This window comes from Rhodococcus kronopolitis (assembly GCF_042654025.1).
In the GTDB taxonomy this organism is placed as follows: Bacteria; Actinomycetota; Actinomycetes; order Mycobacteriales; family Mycobacteriaceae; genus Rhodococcus_G; species Rhodococcus_G kronopolitis.
The window spans coordinates 151,717-169,159 of the sequence record NZ_JBHSFO010000009.1 but is presented as its reverse complement, the minus strand read 5'-3'; the positions used below and the strand labels follow the sequence as shown (position 1 = coordinate 169,159).

The window sequence follows — 17,443 nt, the reverse complement described above, 5'->3', positions numbered from 1 at the left end:
CAGGTATGAGTGAGCAGGTGGAACGCGGCCGGGGCCGGGGCGATGTGGACGGCTACGAGAAGCACGGAGGGTTCCCCGTGTACCGGGCGGCCGAGGACGACGGCGGACCGGACTTCGGCAGGCTGATCGAGGCCATGCGCGTCCTGCAGGACGCGGCGGTCTCGGTGTCCGCGCCCGCAGACGTGGTCCGGCAGGCTGCCGAGCAGGCCGAGGCGCTTGCCGCGCTGCTCGAGCCGCACCGGGTCCCGGAGGGGCAGCAGCCGGGTGGCCGGTCGATGGGCCTGCCTGGTCGCGGCAGCCTGCTGATGCTGCCGTGGACCGTGGACAAGTTCGACGCGACCGGGGTGCGCAGCACCGGGGTGTTCCGCCGTTTCCACATGGGCGGCAACGGTGCCGCGCACGGCGGCACGCTGCCCCTGCTCTTCGACGACCTGTTCGGGATGATCACGCACGCCTACGGTCGCCCGATCAGCCGGACGGCGTACCTGCACGTCAACTACCGCAAGATCACCCCGATCGACACCCCGCTCGTCATCGAGGGACAGGTCGACCGGGTCGACGGGCGCAAGACCTTCATCACCGCCAAGCTCATGGACGCCGAGGGCACGGTGCTCGCGGACGGCGAGGCGCTGATGCTGGTGCTGCTGCCCGGCCAGCCCTGACCCTCGTCCGACGCGGCCCGCGAGCCGCTCGGCCGTCGCCCGCCCGGTGAGAGGATGACCGCATGCTGCCCGCACACCGTCAGGGTTCCTACCGGGTCCGATTCGACTGGGGTCCGGTGGGGGCGGCCGCGGTCGTCGCGGACTGCGACGTCGCGGTCGTCGTCGACGTGCTGTCCTTCACCACCACCCTGACCGTCGCGCTCGACGCAGGCACCGTCGTCCACCCGTACCGCTGGGATCCCGCCTCGGCCGCGGCACATGCCGCCGCGCTGGGTGCGGCGGTGGCCGTCGGCCGCTCGCGGGTGCGCACCGGCGAGGTGAGCCTCTCGCCCGTGTCGGTGCGCGCCGCCGCGGGCGGCGGGCGGCTGGTGCTGCCCTCGCCCAACGGTTCCGCCCTGTGCTCCGGCCTGGCCGAGACGGGGGTGACGGTGGTGGGTGCCTGCCTGCGCAACGCCTCGGCGGTTGCGCGCTGGGTGCGTCGACGCGAAGGCGCGAGGGTGGCGGTGATCGCGGCGGGCGAGCGATGGCCCGACGGCTCACTGCGACCGGCCGCGGAGGACCTGTGGGGCGCGGGCGCGGTTCTGCATGCACTCGGCCCGCTCGGCCCGGTCGAGGCGTCGCCGGAGTCGCGTTCGGCGGCAGAGGCATTCGTCGCCGCATCCGGAGACCTCGCCGGACGGCTGCGGGAGTGCGCCGGCGGACGTGAACTGATCGACAAGGGGTTCGCCGGGGACGTGGCGATCGCCGCCGAGTTCGACGCCACCGCGGTGGTGCCGGTACTGCGGGGCGATGCCTTCGAGGACGGGAGCGAGTCATGACCGAGAATTCGTCGGCCGCAACGGAGCTGGCGGTGCCGACCCTCGGCGAACTGCTCGACGGCGCGGTGGTGGTGAGCCTGCCGATGCGGGTCCGCTTCCGCGGCATCACCACCCGTGAGGTGCTGCTGCTGCGCGGGCCCGCCGGTTACGGGGAGTTTGCACCGTTCCCCGAGTACGACGACGCCGAGTCGGCCGCGTGGCTGGCCTCGGCGATCGAGGCCGCCTGGCTGGGGCCGCCGCCCGCGCTCCGGGCGACGGTGCCGATCAACGCCACCGTGCCCGCGGTGGCCGCGGCCCGGGTCCCCGAGATCCTCGCGCGGTTCCCGGGCGCGCGGACCGCGAAGGTCAAGGTCGCCGAGCGCGGCCAGGCACTGGCGGACGACCTGGCCCGCGTCGCCGCGGTGCGTGAGTACGTCGACCACGTCCGGGTCGACGCCAACGGGGGGTGGACGGTCGACGAGGCCGCCGACGCGCTGGCCGCACTCAGTGCGGACGGACCGTTGCAGTACGCCGAACAGCCCTGTGCCACAGTGCCGGAACTGGTCGAGGTACGCAGGCGACTGACTGTCCGGGCCGGCGCGTCCGGCGGCGTCCGGGTGCCGATCGCCGCGGACGAGTCCATCCGCCGCGCCGCCGACCCGCTGCGGGTGGTCCGGGCCGGAGGTGCGGACGTCGCGGTGGTGAAGGTGGCGCCGCTGGGCGGCATGCGGGCGCTGCTGCGGCTTGCCGAGGAACTGTCCGGGCGCGGGGTGCCGGTGGTGGTCTCGAGCGCACTGGACTCGGCGGTCGGGATCGGTGCCGGCCTGGCCGCGGCCGCCGCGTTGCCGGACGCGGGCTTCGCGTCCGGGCTCGGTACCGGCGGCTTCTTCGAGGCCGATGTGGCCGCACCCCGTGTCATAGCCGACGGTTCGCTGGCGGTCGCCGCGGTGGCCCCCGACCCCGAGCGGCTGGCCGCGTTGCGGGCCGGACCCGAGCGCACGCACTGGTGGCTGGCCCGGCTGTCGCGCTGTCACGAACTGCTGCGGGCAGGCTGACCGGAGTGACATTCGTGCGATGTCGTATAAGGTTCGGCGTCGACACCCAAGGTCAACATCGGAGGAATTGAAAGTGGTTGCAGCGCTGCACGAAACCCTGCTCGACCCGTCGCGGCTGTCCGCCGTCGTCGCGGACGCGCAGGAGCTGATCGACGCCGAGGTCTCGGACAAGGGCGGTGCCTCGGGCCTGGCCGTCAAGGCGGGCTACGGCGCCGTCAAGAAGGTCGGACCGTCGATCGTGCCGGACGCCGTCGAGGGCCTGCTGCCCGGCTTCCTGGAGCGGCTCGAGCCGTTCTGGGCGGACTTCGCGGCGAACGGTGGCACCAGCTTCGGTGACTACCTGGCCGCCCGCGGCGAGCAGGTCGCGGACGCACTGCTGGGCGTGACCGACGAGAAGATCGAGAGCTCCGACAAGTCTGCGATCAAGAGGGTCTACTCGACCATGCGTCCCTCGGCCAAGAAGAACGTCGTCGAGGCGCTGCCGCGCCTGGGCGCGCTGGTCCAGAAGCACGCCGGCTAGTCGTTTCGAACCGGGCCCGTGTGCCCCTGGCCGTTGCCACCGCAACCGCCAGGGACACACGGGCTTTGTGCTCAGTAGGCGGCGCGGCCGTGACGCCAGTAGCCGGTGAACGCGATGTCGGACTTGGGCACCTTGCGGTCGTTGACCAGGTGCCGGCGCAGCCCGGTCGGCAGCTCGCTCTCGCCGGCGACGAACGTGTAGGACGGCCCGGCGGGCAGCTGCGCCGCCCGCACCGTCTCCAGCGCCAGCACCCCCGGTCGGTCGTGCGGGTCCGTGCGCACCAGCCAGTGCACGTTCACCCCGGCCGGCGCGGCCAGTTCCTGGGCGTCCGCGGCGTCCGGGATCTCCAGGTACACCTCCGCCCGCAGGTCGGCGGGCGAGGACGCCAGGATGCCGGCGATCGCGGGCAACGCGCTCTCGTCGCCGACCAGCAACTGCCAGGCGGCGTCCGGCGTCGGGTTGTAGATCAGGCCCTCGTCGAGCAGCGCCAGAGGGTCGCCCGCGACCGCCGACCGGGCCCATTCCGAGGCCGGTCCGTTGCCGTCGCCCTCCGTGTCGTCGGCACCCTCCGGGACCTCCGTGCCGTCGGCGGCGTGCAGCACCATGTCGATGTCGATCTCCGGGACGGCCTCGCCGAAGATCGCGTGGTCCGCGTCCCGGTACGCGCGGACCGTGTAGTTGCGGACCACGGGCCGGGTGCTCTTCGACATCGCCAGGTACTGGGCGTACCAGAGGTTGCTCGACTTGGACGGCAGCCGCAGCTCGCTCTGTCCGGGCTGCGGGAGGAACAGCCGGAACCACTGGTCGAAGCCCATCGGCGTGAAGCTGCGCAGTTCCTCCCCGCCGATCGTGACGCGGACGAAGTGGGGGCTGACCTGTTTGCTGCCGAGCACCCGCGCGGTGGTGACGTGCCGGTTCTCGGGTTTGACGAACTTGCTGCGCTTGGCCATGTCCTCGGTTCCTCGGTGCTGGGTCAGTTCGGATCGCGGTCGGGTCGCGATCGGACTGAGTCAGGTAACCCTAACCGAATACGGTGTCAGGTCGGCGGGCCCGGGCGGGGCAGCACCCGGACCTCGGGCGGCAGCCCCCACTCGGCCCGGCCGAGCCTGCTGACCGGTGCCAGCGCCGCGAAGTCCGGCAGTCCGTCCGCGGCGAGCGCGTCGGTGCGCACCGAGATGGCCCGCACCGCGCCCATCACCACGAAGCTGTTGCCGACCTCGACCACCCGGTGCAGGCCGCACTCGATCGCGATCGGGGACTGTGCGACCCGTGGTGGCGTGACCGTCGCGCTCGGCTCCGCCGTCACCCCGACCTCGTCGAACTCGCTGAGATCGGCGGCGAAGGTCGCCGAACTCGCGTTGATCCGGTCGATCAGCGCCGCCGTCGCCAGGTTCACCACGAACTCGCCGGTCTCCTCGATGTTCCGCAGGCTGTCCTTGCGGGTCACCGAGGTGAACTGCACCACCGGCGGCGCCGTGCTCGAGACCGTGAAGAAGCTGTACGGCGCCAGGTTGGTGACGCCGGCGGCGGACCTGGTGGAGACCCAGGCGATCGGACGCGGCAGCACCGAGGCGGTCAGCAGCCGGTACATCCGATCGGCGGGGAGGTCGTCGGATTCGAAGAGGGTGCGCACCCGGGCCATGCTGCCAGCCGCCGCCCGCGCGTTCGCGCCGATCTGACACCCTGGACGGCGTGAATCCGTCCGCCGCCCAGGCCACCGCTGTCGTCGACGAGCTGATTCGGGGCGGCGTCCGCGACGTGGTGCTGTGTCCGGGCTCGCGCAACGCCCCGCTGGCCTTCGCGCTGCACGCCGCCGACGCCGCGGGCAGGCTGCGCCTGCACATGCGGATCGACGAGCGCACCGCGGGATTCCTGGCCGTCGGGCTGGCCGTCGCCGACGGGCGCCCGGTGCCGATCGTGATGACGTCCGGCACCGCCGTGGCGAACCTCGGCCCCGCTGTCCTGGAGGCCAACTACGCCCGGGTGCCGCTGGTGGTGCTGAGCGCCAACCGGCCCTACGAGATGCTCGGCACCGGTGCCAACCAGACCGTCGAGCAGCTCGGGCTGTTCGGCAGCCAGGTGCGCGCCACCATCAGCCTCGGGCTGGCCGAGGACTCACTCGCGCAGAACAGCCAGTGGCGCTCGGCGGTGTGCCGGGTGCTCGCCGCCGCCCGTGGCGCCCGGTCCGGCAACGCGGGGCCGGTGCACTTCGACATGCCGCTGCGCGAACCGCTGGTGCCCGACGCGCACCCGCAGGGGCCGGTGCCGGAGGGCCGTCCCGGCGATGCGCCGTGGACGACCACCGCGCTCGGCGCGCTCGACGTGCCGCTGGAGCTGGACGTCACCGCGGACACCGTGGTGATCTCCGGGCACGGCTCCGGGCACCGTCCCGAGCTGGCCGGGTTGCCCACCGTCGCCGAGCCGACCGCCCCGCTGCACGGGACGCCGCTGCACCCGCTGGCCCTCTCGCAGCTGGCGCCGCGGCAGGCGGTGATCACCGGCAGGCCGACGCTGCACCGGCCGGTCGCGGCGCTGCTCGCCGACCCCCGGGTCGCGGTCTACGCGCTGACCACGGGGCCGCGCTGGCCCGACGTCTCCGGCAACGTGCTGGCCACCGGCACCCGCGCGGTGGTGTCCGGCACGCCGGACCCGGCCTGGCTGGAGCGTTGCCGTCACCTGACCGAACACGCGGACAACGCGGTGCGCAGACAACTCTCGGCACATCCGCACCCGACCGGGCTGCACGTCGCGGCGGTGGTGATGGACGCGCTCGAGCCCGGCGACCAGCTGGTGCTGGGCGCCTCGAATCCGGTGCGGGACGCGGCCCTGGTCAGCTACCCGAGGCGGGGTGTGCGGGTGCTCTCGAACCGCGGCGTCGCGGGCATCGACGGCACGGTGTCCACCGCGGTCGGCGCGGCGATGGCCGCGGACCGCGGCGACTCCGACCGCACCCGGACCGTTGCGCTGATGGGCGACCTGACCTTCCTGCACGACGCGTCCGGACTGCTGATCGGCAGCGGCGAGCCCCGGCCGCGGGACCTGACGGTGGTGGTCGCCAACGACGACGGCGGCGGGATCTTCGAGCTGCTCGAGCAGGGCGACCCGCAGTACTCCGGGGTCTTCGAGCGGGTGTTCGGGACCCCACACGGGATGGACCTGTCCGCGCTCTGCGCCGCCTACCGGGTGGCGCACCGGGCCGTCGACCCGGACCAGCTCGCGGTCGCGCTGCGGGCGCCGAACACCGACGGGATCCGGGTGCTCGAGGTGTCGACCGAACGGTCCGGGCTGCGCGAACTGCACGCCTCGGTGCGGGCGCAGCTGTGAGCGCCCCCGGGACCCGGCCCGACCGGGCACGGGGCAAGGCCGGCCGGCGGGTCGGGGTGGGAGTGCTGGTGGTCGCGATCGGCGTCTCCGCGCTGGCGGTGCTGCTGGTGCTGGCGGCCTGGCGCAACGACCACACCATCGACTCGGACCGGGGTGTGGCGACGGCCGAGGTGCTCTCCGCAGGCGCCCGCCGCTCGGCGATCAGCTTCGTGACCCCGGACGGGGTGAACCACAACCCGAAGCTCGGCGTGCTGTACCCGACCAAGCTGACGGTCGGTCAGCGGATCGACGTGGAGTACGCCAAGTCGGATCCGGAACTGGTCCGGGTGGCCGGCCGCGACGCCCGGGTGGCGTTGGTGCCCGCCGGGTCGGTCATCGTGGTGACCTGGCTGCTGGCATTGCCGGTGCTGTGGTGGGTCCGGCGTCGGACCCGGCCCCTGAGCTAGGTCAACGCCCTCGGCGGGTGTTGAGCCGGGCGGCCTGACGGGTCAGGTGGTCGCGTTCGGCGAGGGTGGGCGCCCGCTCGGCCGCCTCGACGTACAGCCGCGCCGCCGTCACCGGGTCGCCGTCGCGTTCGTGCAGGTATGCCGCGACCGCGGTGTGCCGGGGCAGCGAGTCGTCCAGCGTCGCGAGCGCCGCCAGGCCGGCCCGCGGCCCGTCGGCCTCGCCCACGGCGACCGCGCGGTTGAGCAGGACGATCGGGCTGTCGGTCAGGCGGGCGAGCTCGTCGTACCACTCGACGATCTGTACCCAGTCGGTCTCCTCGGTGGTCGGTGCGTCGGCGTGCAGCGCGGCGATCGCGGCCTGGGCCTGGAACTCGCCGAGTCGGTCGCGGGCGAGGGCCGACTGCAGGATCGAGGTGCCCTCGGCGATCAGGCGGCCGTCCCAGCGCCCGCGGTCCTGCTCGGCGAGCGGCACCAGGGCGCCGTCGGACGCGGTCCGGGCGGCGCGCCGCGCGTGGTGGAGCAGCATCAGGGCGAGCAGGCCCGCCACCTCGGGGTGGTCGATCGAGGCCGCGAGCTGCCGGGCGAGGCGGATGGCCTCGGCGGCGAGGTCGACCTCGCCGGAGTAGCCCTCGTTGAAGACGAGGTAGAGCACCCGCAGCACGGTGGCCACGTCGCCGGGCCGGTCGAACCGCACGCCGGAGACGGTGCGCTTGGCCCGGCTGATGCGTTGCGCCATGGTCGCCTCCGGGACCAGGTAGGCCCGGGCGATCTGCCGGGTGGTCAGTCCGCCGACGGCACGCAGCGTGAGCGCGACCGCGGACGACGGCGTCAGCGACGGGTGCGCGCACAGGAAGTAGAGCTGCAGCGTGTCGTCGACCGCGGCCGCGGGACCGGGCGACGGATCCGCGTCACGGTCGCTCGGCGAGCCGCGCTCCGCGTCGAGACGGTCCTCCCGCCGACGGCGGGCCACGTCCGCCCGGGTCGCGTCCAGGAACTTGCGCCAGGCGACGGTGACCAGCCAGCCCTTCGGATCCCGGGGCGGGTCGGCCTGCCAGGTGCGGACCGCCTCGACCAGCGCGTCCTGCACGGCATCCTCGGCCGCCGCGAAGTCGGCTCCGCGGCGGACGAGGACGCCGAGCACGCTCGGCGTGAGGCTCCGGAGCAGGACCTCATTCACCGGCGGCGCTCACTCGGTGACGGTGGGCGGTGCGGTCAGGAACGGCCGCAGCTCGAGCCACTCGTGGATCGGCTGCCCGCCCGCCCCTGGGGCGGCCGACAGCTCGCCTGCCAGCTCCACGGCGCGTTCGTAGCTGTCGACGTCGATCACCATCCAGCCGGCGATGAGGTCCTTGGTCTCGGCGAACGGGCCGTCGGTGACCGGCGGGCGACCCTCGCCGTCGTACCGGACGAACGTCCCCTCGGGGGCGAGCGCCTGACCGTCGACGAACTCGCCGGTGCCCTCGAGCCGGTCCGCGAAGTCCTGCATGTACCGCACGTGGTCGGAGATCTCCTCCGGCGTCCACCGGTCCATGGGCACGTCGTTGACGGCCGCCGGGGCGCCGCGGTAGTGCTTGAGCAGCAGGTACTTGGCCATGGTGTTCTCCTCGGTGTGGGTGCGGCCCCATTCTGGTCGCATTCACCACTGGGACGGAGCGGCTCGCGGGTTCTCGACATCGGCTCCCGGATGAATTTCCACCCGACGCGGCGACCCCGCAGGCGGCGCCGCGCGGCGCCGATCCGAGCGCGCCGGACCCGCACCGCGTGACGGACGGTCCCGGCGCGCCTTGTACGGTCAACGGTGTGGCAACAACACACGGGTCGAGGGCCTCGCTCGAGAAGGATCCGCACGAGGTTGCGTCGATGTTCGACGGGGTCGCCAAGCGGTACGACCTGACCAACACGGTGCTCTCGTTCGGGCAGGACCGCAGCTGGCGCAAGGCGACGCGGGCCGCGCTCGACCTCAAGCCGGGGGAGCGGGTGCTCGACCTCGCGGCGGGCACCGGTGTGTCCACCGTCGAGCTCGGCCGTTCCGGCGCCTGGGTGGTCGCGACCGACTTCTCCAAGGGGATGCTGCACGCCGGCGCCGGTCGCCGGGTGCCGATGGTGGCAGGCGACGCGATGGCCCTGCCCTACGCGGACGGGGTGTTCGACGCCGCGACCATCTCCTTCGGGCTGCGCAACGTCTCCGACTTCGAGGCGGGACTGCGGGAGATCGCCCGGGTGACCAAGCCCGGCGGACGGCTGGTGGTCAGCGAGTTCTCCACCCCGACGTTCGGCCCGTTCCGCACGGTCTACATGGAGTACCTGATGAAGGCGCTGCCGATGGTGGCGCGGACGGTCAGCTCCAACCCCGACGCCTACGTGTACCTCGCGGAGTCGATCCGGGCCTGGCCCACCCAGGAGGAGCTCGCGCTCAAGATCGAGGCGGCCGGCTGGAAGAACGTGAAGTGGCGCAACCTCACCGGCGGAGTCGTGGCGTTGCACCGCGGCGAGCGGTAGCGAGACGCGCGAGGTTCGGGCGGCGAGCGGTAGCGCGATGCGCAACCGTCGACGGCGCTCCGCACGGTGTTCCCGGGGCGCGAGGTGACGAACGTCACTCGGGCGTAACCTGGCCGTTGGGGGACCCGTTCGGCACGAGAGTGACGGTCCGATGGCGACAGCTGTGCGAGTCAAGGTCGGGAACCTGCCCCTGGAACTGACCAGCTTCGTCGGCCGCCGCCACGAGGTGGCCGAGGTGCGGCGACTGCTGTCCTCCGCGCGTCTGGTGACGCTGACCGGGACCGGCGGCGTCGGCAAGACCCGGCTGGCCCTGCGCGTCGCCGCCGACGCCCGACGTTCCTTCGCGGACGGGGTGTGGCTGTGCGAGCTCGGCGAGCTGCACGACGGTGACCTGACCGCGAACGCCGTCGCGACCGCCCTCGGGTACCGGCAGCAGGCCGCGATGACACCGACCGAGTCGCTGGTCGAGGAGATCGGCGACCGCCAGCTCCTGCTGGTGCTGGACAACTGCGAGCACGTGGTGGCGGACGCGGCCGTCCTGGCCGAGGCGCTGCTGAGGTCCTGCCGGGAGTTGCGGATCCTGGCCACCAGCCGCGAGGCACTGGGCATCGGCGGGGAGTCGGTGCTGCGGGTGCCGCCGTTGGCCGTGCCGGATCCGTCCCGGCCGCCGACGCTGAAGGGGCTGCCCGGGTTCGACGCGGTGACACTGTTCGAGCAGCGGGCCGCCGCCGCGGTGCCGGACTTCGGGATCAGCGAGGACAACCGCGCCGCCGTCACCGGCATCTGTGCGCGGTTGGACGGTCTCCCACTGCTGATCGAACTCGCCGCGGTGCGGATGCGGGCGCTGTCCGCGGAGCAGATCCTCGACCGGCTGACCGACCGCTACCGGCTGCTCACCGGGGGCAGTCGGGCGGCCCCGAGCCGCCAGCAGACCCTGCAACTGTGCATCGACTGGAGCCACGAGCTGTGCACCCCGTCCGAACGGGACCTGTGGCGGCGGCTGTCGGTGTTCGCAGGCGGCTTCGAACTCGACGCCGTCGAGGGGATCTGCCTCGACGATCCGGCCTCCCCGCCGCGCGGCGACGACCTGCTCGACACCCTTGCGTCACTGGTCGACAAGTCGATACTGATCAGCGAACAGCGGGGGACGGTGGTGCGCTTCCGCATGTTCGAGACCATCCGGGAGTACGGCCGCGAGCGGTTGGCGGAGACCGGCGGGGGCGAGGTGCTGCGGCGGCGACACCGGGACTGGTACGCGGACCTGGCGGCGCGAGCGGAGGCCGAGTGGATCGGTCCACTGCAGCTGGAGTGGATCGACCGCCTCGGCAGCGAGCAGCCGAACATGCGTGCCGCACTGGACTTCTGCCTCGACGACCCGGAGGCCGGAGACCTCGGCCTGCGGACGGCCTCCGCGATGTTCCAGTTCTGGCTGAGCCAGGGCCAGTACGGGGAGGGGCGACGCTGGCTGGGTCGGCTGCTGGCCGCCCGCGGCGGTCGGCCCACCCTCGAACGAGTCAAGGCGCTGTACAAGCAGAGCGTGCTGGCCGGGTTGCAGGGCGACGTGCCTGCGGGCATCGACCTGGTGCGGGAGGCGGGCGAGCTGGCGGGTCGGCTGGGGGACGACGAGTCCCGGGCGTTCGCGACCTATGCCGAGGGGCGACTCGCGATGCGCAGGGGCCGGCTCGAGGAAGCGGTCGCGGTGTTCGAGGTCTCGGTCGGCGCGTTCCGGGCCCGGGGCAACCTGCTCATGGAGATCAGCGCACTGCAGGGGCTCTCGATGGCCAGCGGTCTGCTCGGGAGTGTGGACCGGGCGGTGACCTGTTGCGGTCAGGTGCTCGCTCTCACCGAGCCGCGCGGGGAGTCCCTGTACCGGGCACGCGCCCTGTGGACCCTCGGCCTGGTGCTGTGGGAGCTGGGGGACGACAACAACCGGGCGGAGGAGCTGGTGCGGGAGGGCCTGAGCCACACCCGGATGGCGGGCGATGCGGTCAGCGCCGGTTGGTGCCTGCAGATCCTGGCGTGGATCGGTGCGAGCGAGCACAAGTGGGAGCGGGCCGCCGTGCTGATGGGTGCCACGGAGGTGCTGTGCAGGGGACTCGGGGGCACCACGGTGATCGTTCCCACCCTGCTCGCCCGGCACCAGGAGGTCGAACGGCGGACTCGGCAGGCACTCGGTGGCGGCTTCGAGTCGGTATTCGGACGGGGCCGCGGGTTCACCCCGGCCGAGGCCTTCGCCTTCGCCCTGGAGGAGGACGTCACGCCCGCGCCGCGGTCCGGTGACGGCGGGCCGGTGAAGCTGACGCGCCGCGAGCAGCAGGTCGCGGAGTTGGTGGCGCAGGGTCTGACCAACCGTGAGGTCGCGGGGAAACTGGTGATCGCGCAGCGCACCGCGCAGGGACACGTGGAGCACGTGCTGGCCAAGCTCGGGTTCACCTCACGCGCGCAGATTGCCGCCTGGATGGCCGAGCGGGGGCAGGCGAAGGACGCCTGACCTGCGGCGAGAGTGACGTGCGCCGCCCGTTCGGCGACGGCACCCGGGTATCCCTCCCGACGAAAACAGGTATGTCCCCCGTCCGTTCGACCGTGGTCCCCGCGCGGCCCGACGTGGACTCTGGAAGCCGTTCCCAACCCACAAGGATGAGGTTCGCCTGATGTCCCCGATGGCCCAGACCGTACCGATGTGCCGCCCCCGGCCCCACCCGCATGCCCTGCGCTCCCGCCCGCTGACGGCCGCGCCCGCCCCGTCGCCGCCGGTGACGGAGACCGGGACCGCCGCAGCCCGGCTCGCCTGGCACGAGGCGCGCGTCGACGGGGAACAGGTCTCCTACGCGTCGGCAGGCGCGGGCCGCGCGGTGGTCTTCCTGCACGGCTGGGGACTGACCCACCGCACCTACGGACGAGCCCTGGAGCATCTGGCCGGGCGCGGCGTGAAGGTCCTCGCGCCGGCACTGCCGGGCCTCGGCGGCACTCCCGAGCTGCCGCTGGAGCAGCGGAACCTGGCCGGGTACGCACGCTGGCTGGGGCGGTTCCTGGCCGCGGCCGGGGTGCGTGGACCGGTGACCCTGGTCGGGCACTCCTTCGGCGGTGGGGTGGCCGCGCAGGCCGCCCATGACCTGCCCGGCCGGGTCGAGGGCCTGATCCTGGTGAACTCGGTCGGCGGCGCTGCCTGGACAGACGGTCCGGCGGGGGTACGCCCGATCGCCGACCGGCCGCTCTGGAGCTGGGGCGCCGCGGCGACTTCAGACGTGCTCGCCGTCCGGCCGACCGCCACGGGGTTCGCGGCGGTCGCCGTCGACGCACTGCGGAACGTGATGCGCAGCCCGGGGGCGTTCTGGCGCACCGCGCACCTGGCCCGCACCGCCGACCTGTCCGACGAACTCGACGAGCTGGCGGCCCGGGGCCTGCCGGTGACGCTGCTGTGGGGGCGCGGCGACACGGTGATCCCGAGGGCCAGCTTCGAGTCGCTGCGTGCCCGACTGCACCACGCCGCCGTGGTCACGGTGCCGGGCCACCACGGCTGGCTGATCGACGACCCGGTGCGTTTCGGGGACGCGATGGCCGAAGTACTCGCAAGTTCCGGTGTCGATGTGGAGGTGACGGCATGAGTGCCGTGGGTGTCCTGAACCGAAGCGAGATGGCGGCGCCGCTGATGATCCTGCGCTGCCGTGCCTGCGACGACCTGCTGTCCCCGGACCGGTCCGCCTGCACGAGCTGCGGCGACGACGACCTGGAACGGGTCCGCTCGTCCGGCGCCGGGACCATCGTGTCGTGGACGGTGGTGGACTGCTCCCCGTCGGACGAGGCCGCAGGCCTGGTGCCGTGTGCCCTCGCGATCGTCGCGCTCGACGACGGTCCCTGGATCTACGCCTGGCTCGACGGTGAGACCACCCCGCCCGGCCCGGGCAGCCGCGCGGTCTTCCGGTGCACCGAATCGGGGGAGCGGTTCCCGCTCTTCGTCACCCGGCGGGCGTAGCGCCCCGCGGGTCGGCCGGGTTCCGCAGGCCCCAGCCGGATCAGCTGAACGGCGGCCGGTCGTCGATGCGCAGCGAGGCCGAGCCCGCCGCCCGCCAGGCCCGCGCCGTCAGGTCCCGGTCGGACTCGGTGACCAGGTTGCCCATCACCCGGACCGCGACGGTCATCAGGGCCCGTGACCGCATCGCCACCGGGCCGGACGCGGGCAGCATGCGCGGCATCGTGAGCAGCCCGGCGAGCCGTCTGGCCACCGAGAACGCCTGCCCGTAGTGCTCCCGCAGCAGCGTCGGCCAGAGCTCGGTCAGCTCCCCTTCGCGGAGCATCTCCGCCGCCATCCGCCCGGTCTCGAGCCCGTAGTCGATGCCCTCGCCGTTGAGCGGGTTCACGCACGCCGCCGCGTCGCCGATGACCATCCAGTTCGGTCCTGCCACGCCGGACACGGCGCCGCCCATCGGGAGCAGTGCGGACGCCACCGACCGGACCGGGCCGTCGAGTTCCCAGTCGGCCCGACGCTGCCCCGCGTACAGCTCGAGCAGCGGTCGCAGTGCGCCCGGCGCCGGCCGCTTCGCGGTGGCCAGGGTGCCGACGCCCAGGTTGACCTGCCCGGTGCCGAGCGGGAACACCCAGCCGTAGCCGGGCTGCACGGTGCCCTCGGCGTCCCGCAGTTCCAGGTGTGAGGTGATCCACTCGTCGGTGCTGCGGCCCGAGTCGACGTAGGAGCGCGCCGCGACCCCGAACGCGGTGTCCCGGTGCCACTGCCGTCCCAGTTGCTTGCCGAGGGTCGAGCGGACGCCGTCCGCGACGATCAGCTGCCGGCAACGCACCACCCGCGGACCGTCTGCGGTCGTGAGGGTCACCGCGCGCACCCGGTCGCCGTCGCGCTCGACGTCGACGGCCTTGGCGCCCTGCGCCATCGTGGCGCCTGCGTCCAGCGCCACCCGGCGGATCCGATCGTCGAGTTCGGTCCGCGGCACCGCGCTGCCGGTGGCGGGCAGCGACCCGCCCGGCCACGGCAGCACCAGCTCCTGCCCGAATCCGGACAACCGCAGCCCACGATTGACGGTGTGGCCGGCCAGCCACTCGCCGAGGCCGAGTCGGTCGAGTTCGGCGACGGCGCGGGGGGTCAGTCCGTCGCCGCAGGTCTTGTCGCGGGGGAAGGTCGCGGCATCGGCGAGGAGCACGTCGTGGCCGGCGCGGGCCGCCCACGCGGCGGCCGCGGAACCGGCCGGACCTGCGCCGACGACGAGTACCTCGGTCTCCGGCGGCAGCTGGGGACCGGCCGCGGAGGGCCCGGATGGGGGGTCTGGGAGGACAACGGGGGGTGCCACGGTCGTATCTTCTCAGGCCCCGTCCGACCGGCGCGACCAGCATGGTCCGCCGACGCGTCCGGCCCGGCGGGCCGTCGACCGGCTAGGTTCACTACCGTTACAGGTAAGGCATCTGGTGCTGGTCATCGCGGAGAAACAGGATGGGTACTGAGATCGTGAGCACGAGCGAATCGACAAACACTGTCGTTGCCGGTGTCGACCTGGCCGACCCGAAGCTGGCAGATTCTGTTCGTCAGGGTCTCGCCGACGTCGAGGCGCTGCTGGTCAGCGAGCTGTCGGACGGCGAGGACTTCCTCACCGAGGCGGCGCTGCACCTGGCGAAGGCGGGTGGCAAGCGGTTCCGTCCGCTGTTCACGCTGCTGACGGCGCAACTCGGGCCGAACCCCGTCGACCCGGCGACCGTCACCGCGGCCACCGTGGTCGAGTTGGTGCACCTGGCCACGCTGTACCACGACGACGTGATGGACGAGGCGTCCATGCGCCGCGGTGCGCCGAGCGCGAACGCCCGGTGGGGCAACAGCATCGCGATCCTCGCCGGGGACTACCTGTTCGCGCACGCCTCGCGGTTGACCTCGACGCTCGGGCCGGAGGCGGTGCGCGTCATCGCCGAGACCTTCGCCGAGCTGGTCACCGGGCAGATGCGCGAGACCATCGGGGTCCGCGACCACCAGGATCCGATCGAGCACTACCTGAAGGTGGTGTGGGAGAAGACCGGCTCGCTGATCGCCGCGTGCGGCCGCTTCGGCGGCACCTTCTCCGGCGCGAGCGCCGAGGACGTCGAGCGGCTCGAGCGGCTCGGCGACGCGGTCGGCACGGCCTTCCAGATCTCCGACGACATCATCGACATCTCCTCGGTGGCGGCGCAGTCGGGCAAGACCCCGGGGACCGACCTCCGCGAGGGCGTGCACACCCTGCCGGTGCTGTACGCGCTGCGGGAACAGGGCCCGGACGCCGACCGGCTGCGGGTCCTGCTCGACGGCCCGGTCACCGACGACGACGCGGTTGCCGAGGCGTTGGTGCTGCTCGACCGTTCGCCGGGGATGGCCGCGGCCAAGGCGAAGCTCGCGGAGTTCGCGGACGCCGCACGCGCCCAGCTCGCGGAGCTGCCGCAGGGGCCCGCGAACGAGGCGTTGCGACGTCTGGTCGGCTACACCGTCGAACGTGTCGGGTGACCGGTTGATCCCGTTCGGCCGGTAGGTTCGCCTGGGGTACGGGGTGCGCACTCGCACGGGAACGCGTCCCGGGGTTTCGTCGTTGACCTGGTGAGCGGGCACGGGCGAACGCGAGAGAAGAGGCGATGGTGAATCGGTACTCAAACGGTCTGAAGACGGCCGCACTGCTGATCGGTATGTCCGCGCTGATCGTCTTCATCGGCGCGCTGTTCAAGAACCCCACGATCCTGCTGTTCTCGGTGGTCCTGGCCGTCGGCATGAACGCCTACGCGTACTTCAACAGCGACAAGCTCGCGCTCAAGGCGATGCACGCGCAGCCGATCACCGAGGTCGAGGCGCCGGTCATCTACAAGATCGTGCGGGAGTTGGCGACGACTGCGCACCAGCCGATGCCCCGGCTCTACGTCAGCCCCACCGCGGCGCCGAACGCCTTCGCCACCGGCCGCAACCCGCGCAACGCGGCGGTCTGCTGCACCAGCGGCATCCTGCAGATCCTCGACGAGCGGGAGTTGCGTGCGGTGCTCGGACACGAGCTCTCCCATGTCTACAACCGCGACATCCTGATCTCGTCGGTGGCGGGTGCGATGGCGGCGGTGATCTCCGGTCTCGCGAACATGGCGATGTTCGCGTCGATGTTCGGTGGTCGCGGCGAGAACCGGCCGAACCCGCTCGCGCTGTTGCTGGTCTCGCTGCTCGGCCCGATCGCCGCGGCGGTGGTCAAGATGGCGGTCTCGCGTTCGCGGGAGTACCAGGCGGACCAGTCCGGCGCGGAGCTCTGCGGAGACCCGCTGGCACTGGCCTCGGCGCTGCGCAAGCTCGAACGGGGGGTGGAGGCCAAGCCGCTGGCGCCCGAGCCCAGGATCGCCGCGCAGTCGCACATGATGATCGCGAACCCGTTCCGGGCCGGCGACAAGATGAGCAAGATGTTCGCCACCCATCCGCCGATGGCGGAGCGCATCGCCCGGCTCGAGGAGATGGCGGGCCGCAAGCTGCCCGACTGAGGCCTTCGGCAGTTCCGCTGCGCTCGCTGAATCGGCGGATGCCTGCGTGCCCAAGGCCCCACCTTCCCCTCGCCGCGTACGAGACCGCCCGGACCCCTGTGGGGCCCGGGCGGCGCTGTACCTGGCAGGCGGTGGCCTAGCGGTAGTTGACGAACTGCAGCGCGATTCCGAAGTCCTCGCCCTTGAGCAGTGAGATGATGGCCTGCAGGTCGTCGCGCTTCTTGCTGCTCACGCGCAGTTCTTCGCCCTGGATCTGCGCCTTGACGCCCTTCGGGCCCTCGTCGCGGATCTTCTTGGAGATCTTCTTTGCGTTCTCGGAGCTGATGCCCTGCACCAGGGTGCCGGTGAGCTTGTAGATCTTGCCGGACTGGGCCGGCTCGCCTGCCTCGAACGCCTTGAGCGAGATGTCCCGCCGGATCAGCTTCTCCTTGAACACGTCGAGGGCCGCGACCACGCGCTCCTCGGTGTCCGCGGTGATGGTGATGGCCTCCTCGCCGGACCAGTCGATGCTCGCGCCGGTGTTGCGGAAGTCGAAGCGCGTCGCGAGCTCCTTGCCGGCCTGGTTCAGGGCGTTGTCGACTTCCTGTCGGTCAACCTTGCTCACCACATCGAAGGACGAATCCGCCACGACAACTCCTAGTTCTCGAACAACCCCCGGACCCGGCGC

Annotated in this window: 18 protein-coding genes; 12 read left to right on the top strand and 6 right to left on the bottom strand. The window is 72.6% G+C overall.

Annotated elements, in window-relative coordinates; translation table 11 throughout:
• Positions 1-5 precede the first annotated feature (5 nt).
• From ACFO6S_RS15430 to ACFO6S_RS15415, 4 genes are all read left to right on the top strand, one after another.
• A complete protein-coding gene (locus tag ACFO6S_RS15430; protein WP_378418410.1) occupies positions 6-662 on the top strand; it encodes a PaaI family thioesterase in 657 nt (218 codons plus the stop codon).
• Positions 663-724: 62 nt separating this feature from the next.
• Entirely contained in the window at positions 725-1,480 is a 756-nt protein-coding gene (locus ACFO6S_RS15425) for a 2-phosphosulfolactate phosphatase (RefSeq protein ID WP_378418409.1), read from the top strand.
• Positions 1,477-2,514: an o-succinylbenzoate synthase gene (locus ACFO6S_RS15420; RefSeq protein ID WP_378418408.1), complete on the top strand. Its 1,038-nt coding sequence runs from the start codon at positions 1,477-1,479 to the stop codon at positions 2,512-2,514. The genes ACFO6S_RS15425 and ACFO6S_RS15420 overlap by 4 nt, the downstream gene beginning before the upstream one ends.
• A 73-nt stretch (positions 2,515-2,587) precedes the next feature.
• On the top strand, positions 2,588-3,034 hold the full coding sequence (locus tag ACFO6S_RS15415; protein ID WP_378418407.1) for a DUF6918 family protein: 447 nt from the start codon (positions 2,588-2,590) through the stop codon (positions 3,032-3,034).
• A 71-nt stretch (positions 3,035-3,105) separates the two neighbouring features.
• Here the strand turns inward: ACFO6S_RS15415 and ACFO6S_RS15410 are convergent, their stop codons facing one another.
• The gene (locus ACFO6S_RS15410; RefSeq protein WP_378418405.1) at positions 3,106-3,984 is read right to left on the bottom strand and encodes a siderophore-interacting protein; all 879 of its coding nucleotides are present in this window, start codon (positions 3,982-3,984) and stop codon (positions 3,106-3,108) included.
• A gap of 86 nt (positions 3,985-4,070) precedes the next feature.
• A complete protein-coding gene (locus ACFO6S_RS15405; protein ID WP_378418403.1) occupies positions 4,071-4,667 on the bottom strand; it encodes a flavin reductase family protein in 597 nt (198 codons plus the stop codon).
• Between the two features lie 59 nt (positions 4,668-4,726).
• Here ACFO6S_RS15405 and menD point away from each other — a divergent pair, with 59 nt between their 5' ends.
• Together menD and ACFO6S_RS15395 are read left to right on the top strand one after the other, a co-directional pair.
• Positions 4,727-6,358, top strand: a complete 1,632-nt coding sequence (gene menD, locus ACFO6S_RS15400; RefSeq protein ID WP_378418401.1) for a 2-succinyl-5-enolpyruvyl-6-hydroxy-3-cyclohexene-1-carboxylic-acid synthase — start codon at positions 4,727-4,729, stop codon at positions 6,356-6,358.
• Positions 6,359-6,414: 56 nt separating this feature from the next.
• Positions 6,415-6,804, top strand: coding sequence for a DUF3592 domain-containing protein (locus tag ACFO6S_RS15395; RefSeq protein ID WP_378418714.1), 390 nt, complete (start codon positions 6,415-6,417; stop codon positions 6,802-6,804).
• 1 nt (position 6,805) lies between these two features.
• Here the strand turns inward: ACFO6S_RS15395 and ACFO6S_RS15390 are convergent, their stop codons facing one another.
• On the bottom strand, positions 6,806-7,981 hold the full coding sequence (locus tag ACFO6S_RS15390) for an RNA polymerase sigma factor (RefSeq protein WP_378418399.1): 1,176 nt from the start codon (positions 7,979-7,981) through the stop codon (positions 6,806-6,808).
• A 9-nt stretch (positions 7,982-7,990) separates the two neighbouring features.
• Positions 7,991-8,398 (bottom strand): YciI family protein, encoded by a 408-nt coding sequence (locus tag ACFO6S_RS15385; RefSeq protein WP_378418397.1) that lies wholly within the window; start codon positions 8,396-8,398, stop codon positions 7,991-7,993.
• Between the two features lie 206 nt (positions 8,399-8,604).
• Between ACFO6S_RS15385 and ACFO6S_RS15380 the strand changes: the two genes are divergently transcribed.
• The 4 genes from ACFO6S_RS15380 to ACFO6S_RS15365 all read left to right on the top strand — a co-directional run bounded on the left by ACFO6S_RS15380 (position 8,605) and on the right by ACFO6S_RS15365 (position 13,276).
• Positions 8,605-9,303: a demethylmenaquinone methyltransferase gene (locus ACFO6S_RS15380; RefSeq protein ID WP_378418395.1), complete on the top strand. Its 699-nt coding sequence runs from the start codon at positions 8,605-8,607 to the stop codon at positions 9,301-9,303.
• Between the two features lie 151 nt (positions 9,304-9,454).
• Positions 9,455-11,794 carry an ATP-binding protein gene (locus tag ACFO6S_RS15375; protein WP_378418393.1) on the top strand — a complete coding sequence of 780 codons (2,340 nt, stop codon included), beginning with the start codon at positions 9,455-9,457 and terminating at the stop codon, positions 11,792-11,794.
• Between the two features lie 169 nt (positions 11,795-11,963).
• Entirely contained in the window at positions 11,964-12,908 is a 945-nt protein-coding gene (locus ACFO6S_RS15370; protein WP_378418391.1) for an alpha/beta fold hydrolase, read from the top strand.
• A complete protein-coding gene (locus tag ACFO6S_RS15365; protein WP_378418389.1) occupies positions 12,905-13,276 on the top strand; it encodes a Zn-ribbon domain-containing OB-fold protein in 372 nt (123 codons plus the stop codon). The genes ACFO6S_RS15370 and ACFO6S_RS15365 overlap by 4 nt, the downstream gene beginning before the upstream one ends.
• Before the next feature lie 40 nt (positions 13,277-13,316).
• Here ACFO6S_RS15365 and ACFO6S_RS15360 read toward each other — a convergent pair whose 3' ends face one another.
• Positions 13,317-14,543, bottom strand: a complete 1,227-nt coding sequence (locus ACFO6S_RS15360) for a geranylgeranyl reductase family protein (protein ID WP_378418712.1) — start codon at positions 14,541-14,543, stop codon at positions 13,317-13,319.
• Between the two features lie 200 nt (positions 14,544-14,743).
• Here ACFO6S_RS15360 and ACFO6S_RS15355 point away from each other — a divergent pair, with 200 nt between their 5' ends.
• Positions 14,744-15,775 carry a polyprenyl synthetase family protein gene (locus tag ACFO6S_RS15355; RefSeq protein ID WP_378418387.1) on the top strand — a complete coding sequence of 344 codons (1,032 nt, stop codon included), beginning with the start codon at positions 14,744-14,746 and terminating at the stop codon, positions 15,773-15,775.
• A 128-nt stretch (positions 15,776-15,903) separates the two neighbouring features.
• Positions 15,904-16,776, top strand: a complete 873-nt coding sequence (gene htpX / locus ACFO6S_RS15350; RefSeq protein ID WP_378418385.1) for a zinc metalloprotease HtpX — start codon at positions 15,904-15,906, stop codon at positions 16,774-16,776.
• Between the two features lie 136 nt (positions 16,777-16,912).
• Here the strand turns inward: htpX and ACFO6S_RS15345 are convergent, their stop codons facing one another.
• Positions 16,913-17,404 (bottom strand): YajQ family cyclic di-GMP-binding protein, encoded by a 492-nt coding sequence (locus ACFO6S_RS15345; protein WP_378418383.1) that lies wholly within the window; start codon positions 17,402-17,404, stop codon positions 16,913-16,915.
• Positions 17,405-17,443 lie beyond the last annotated feature (39 nt).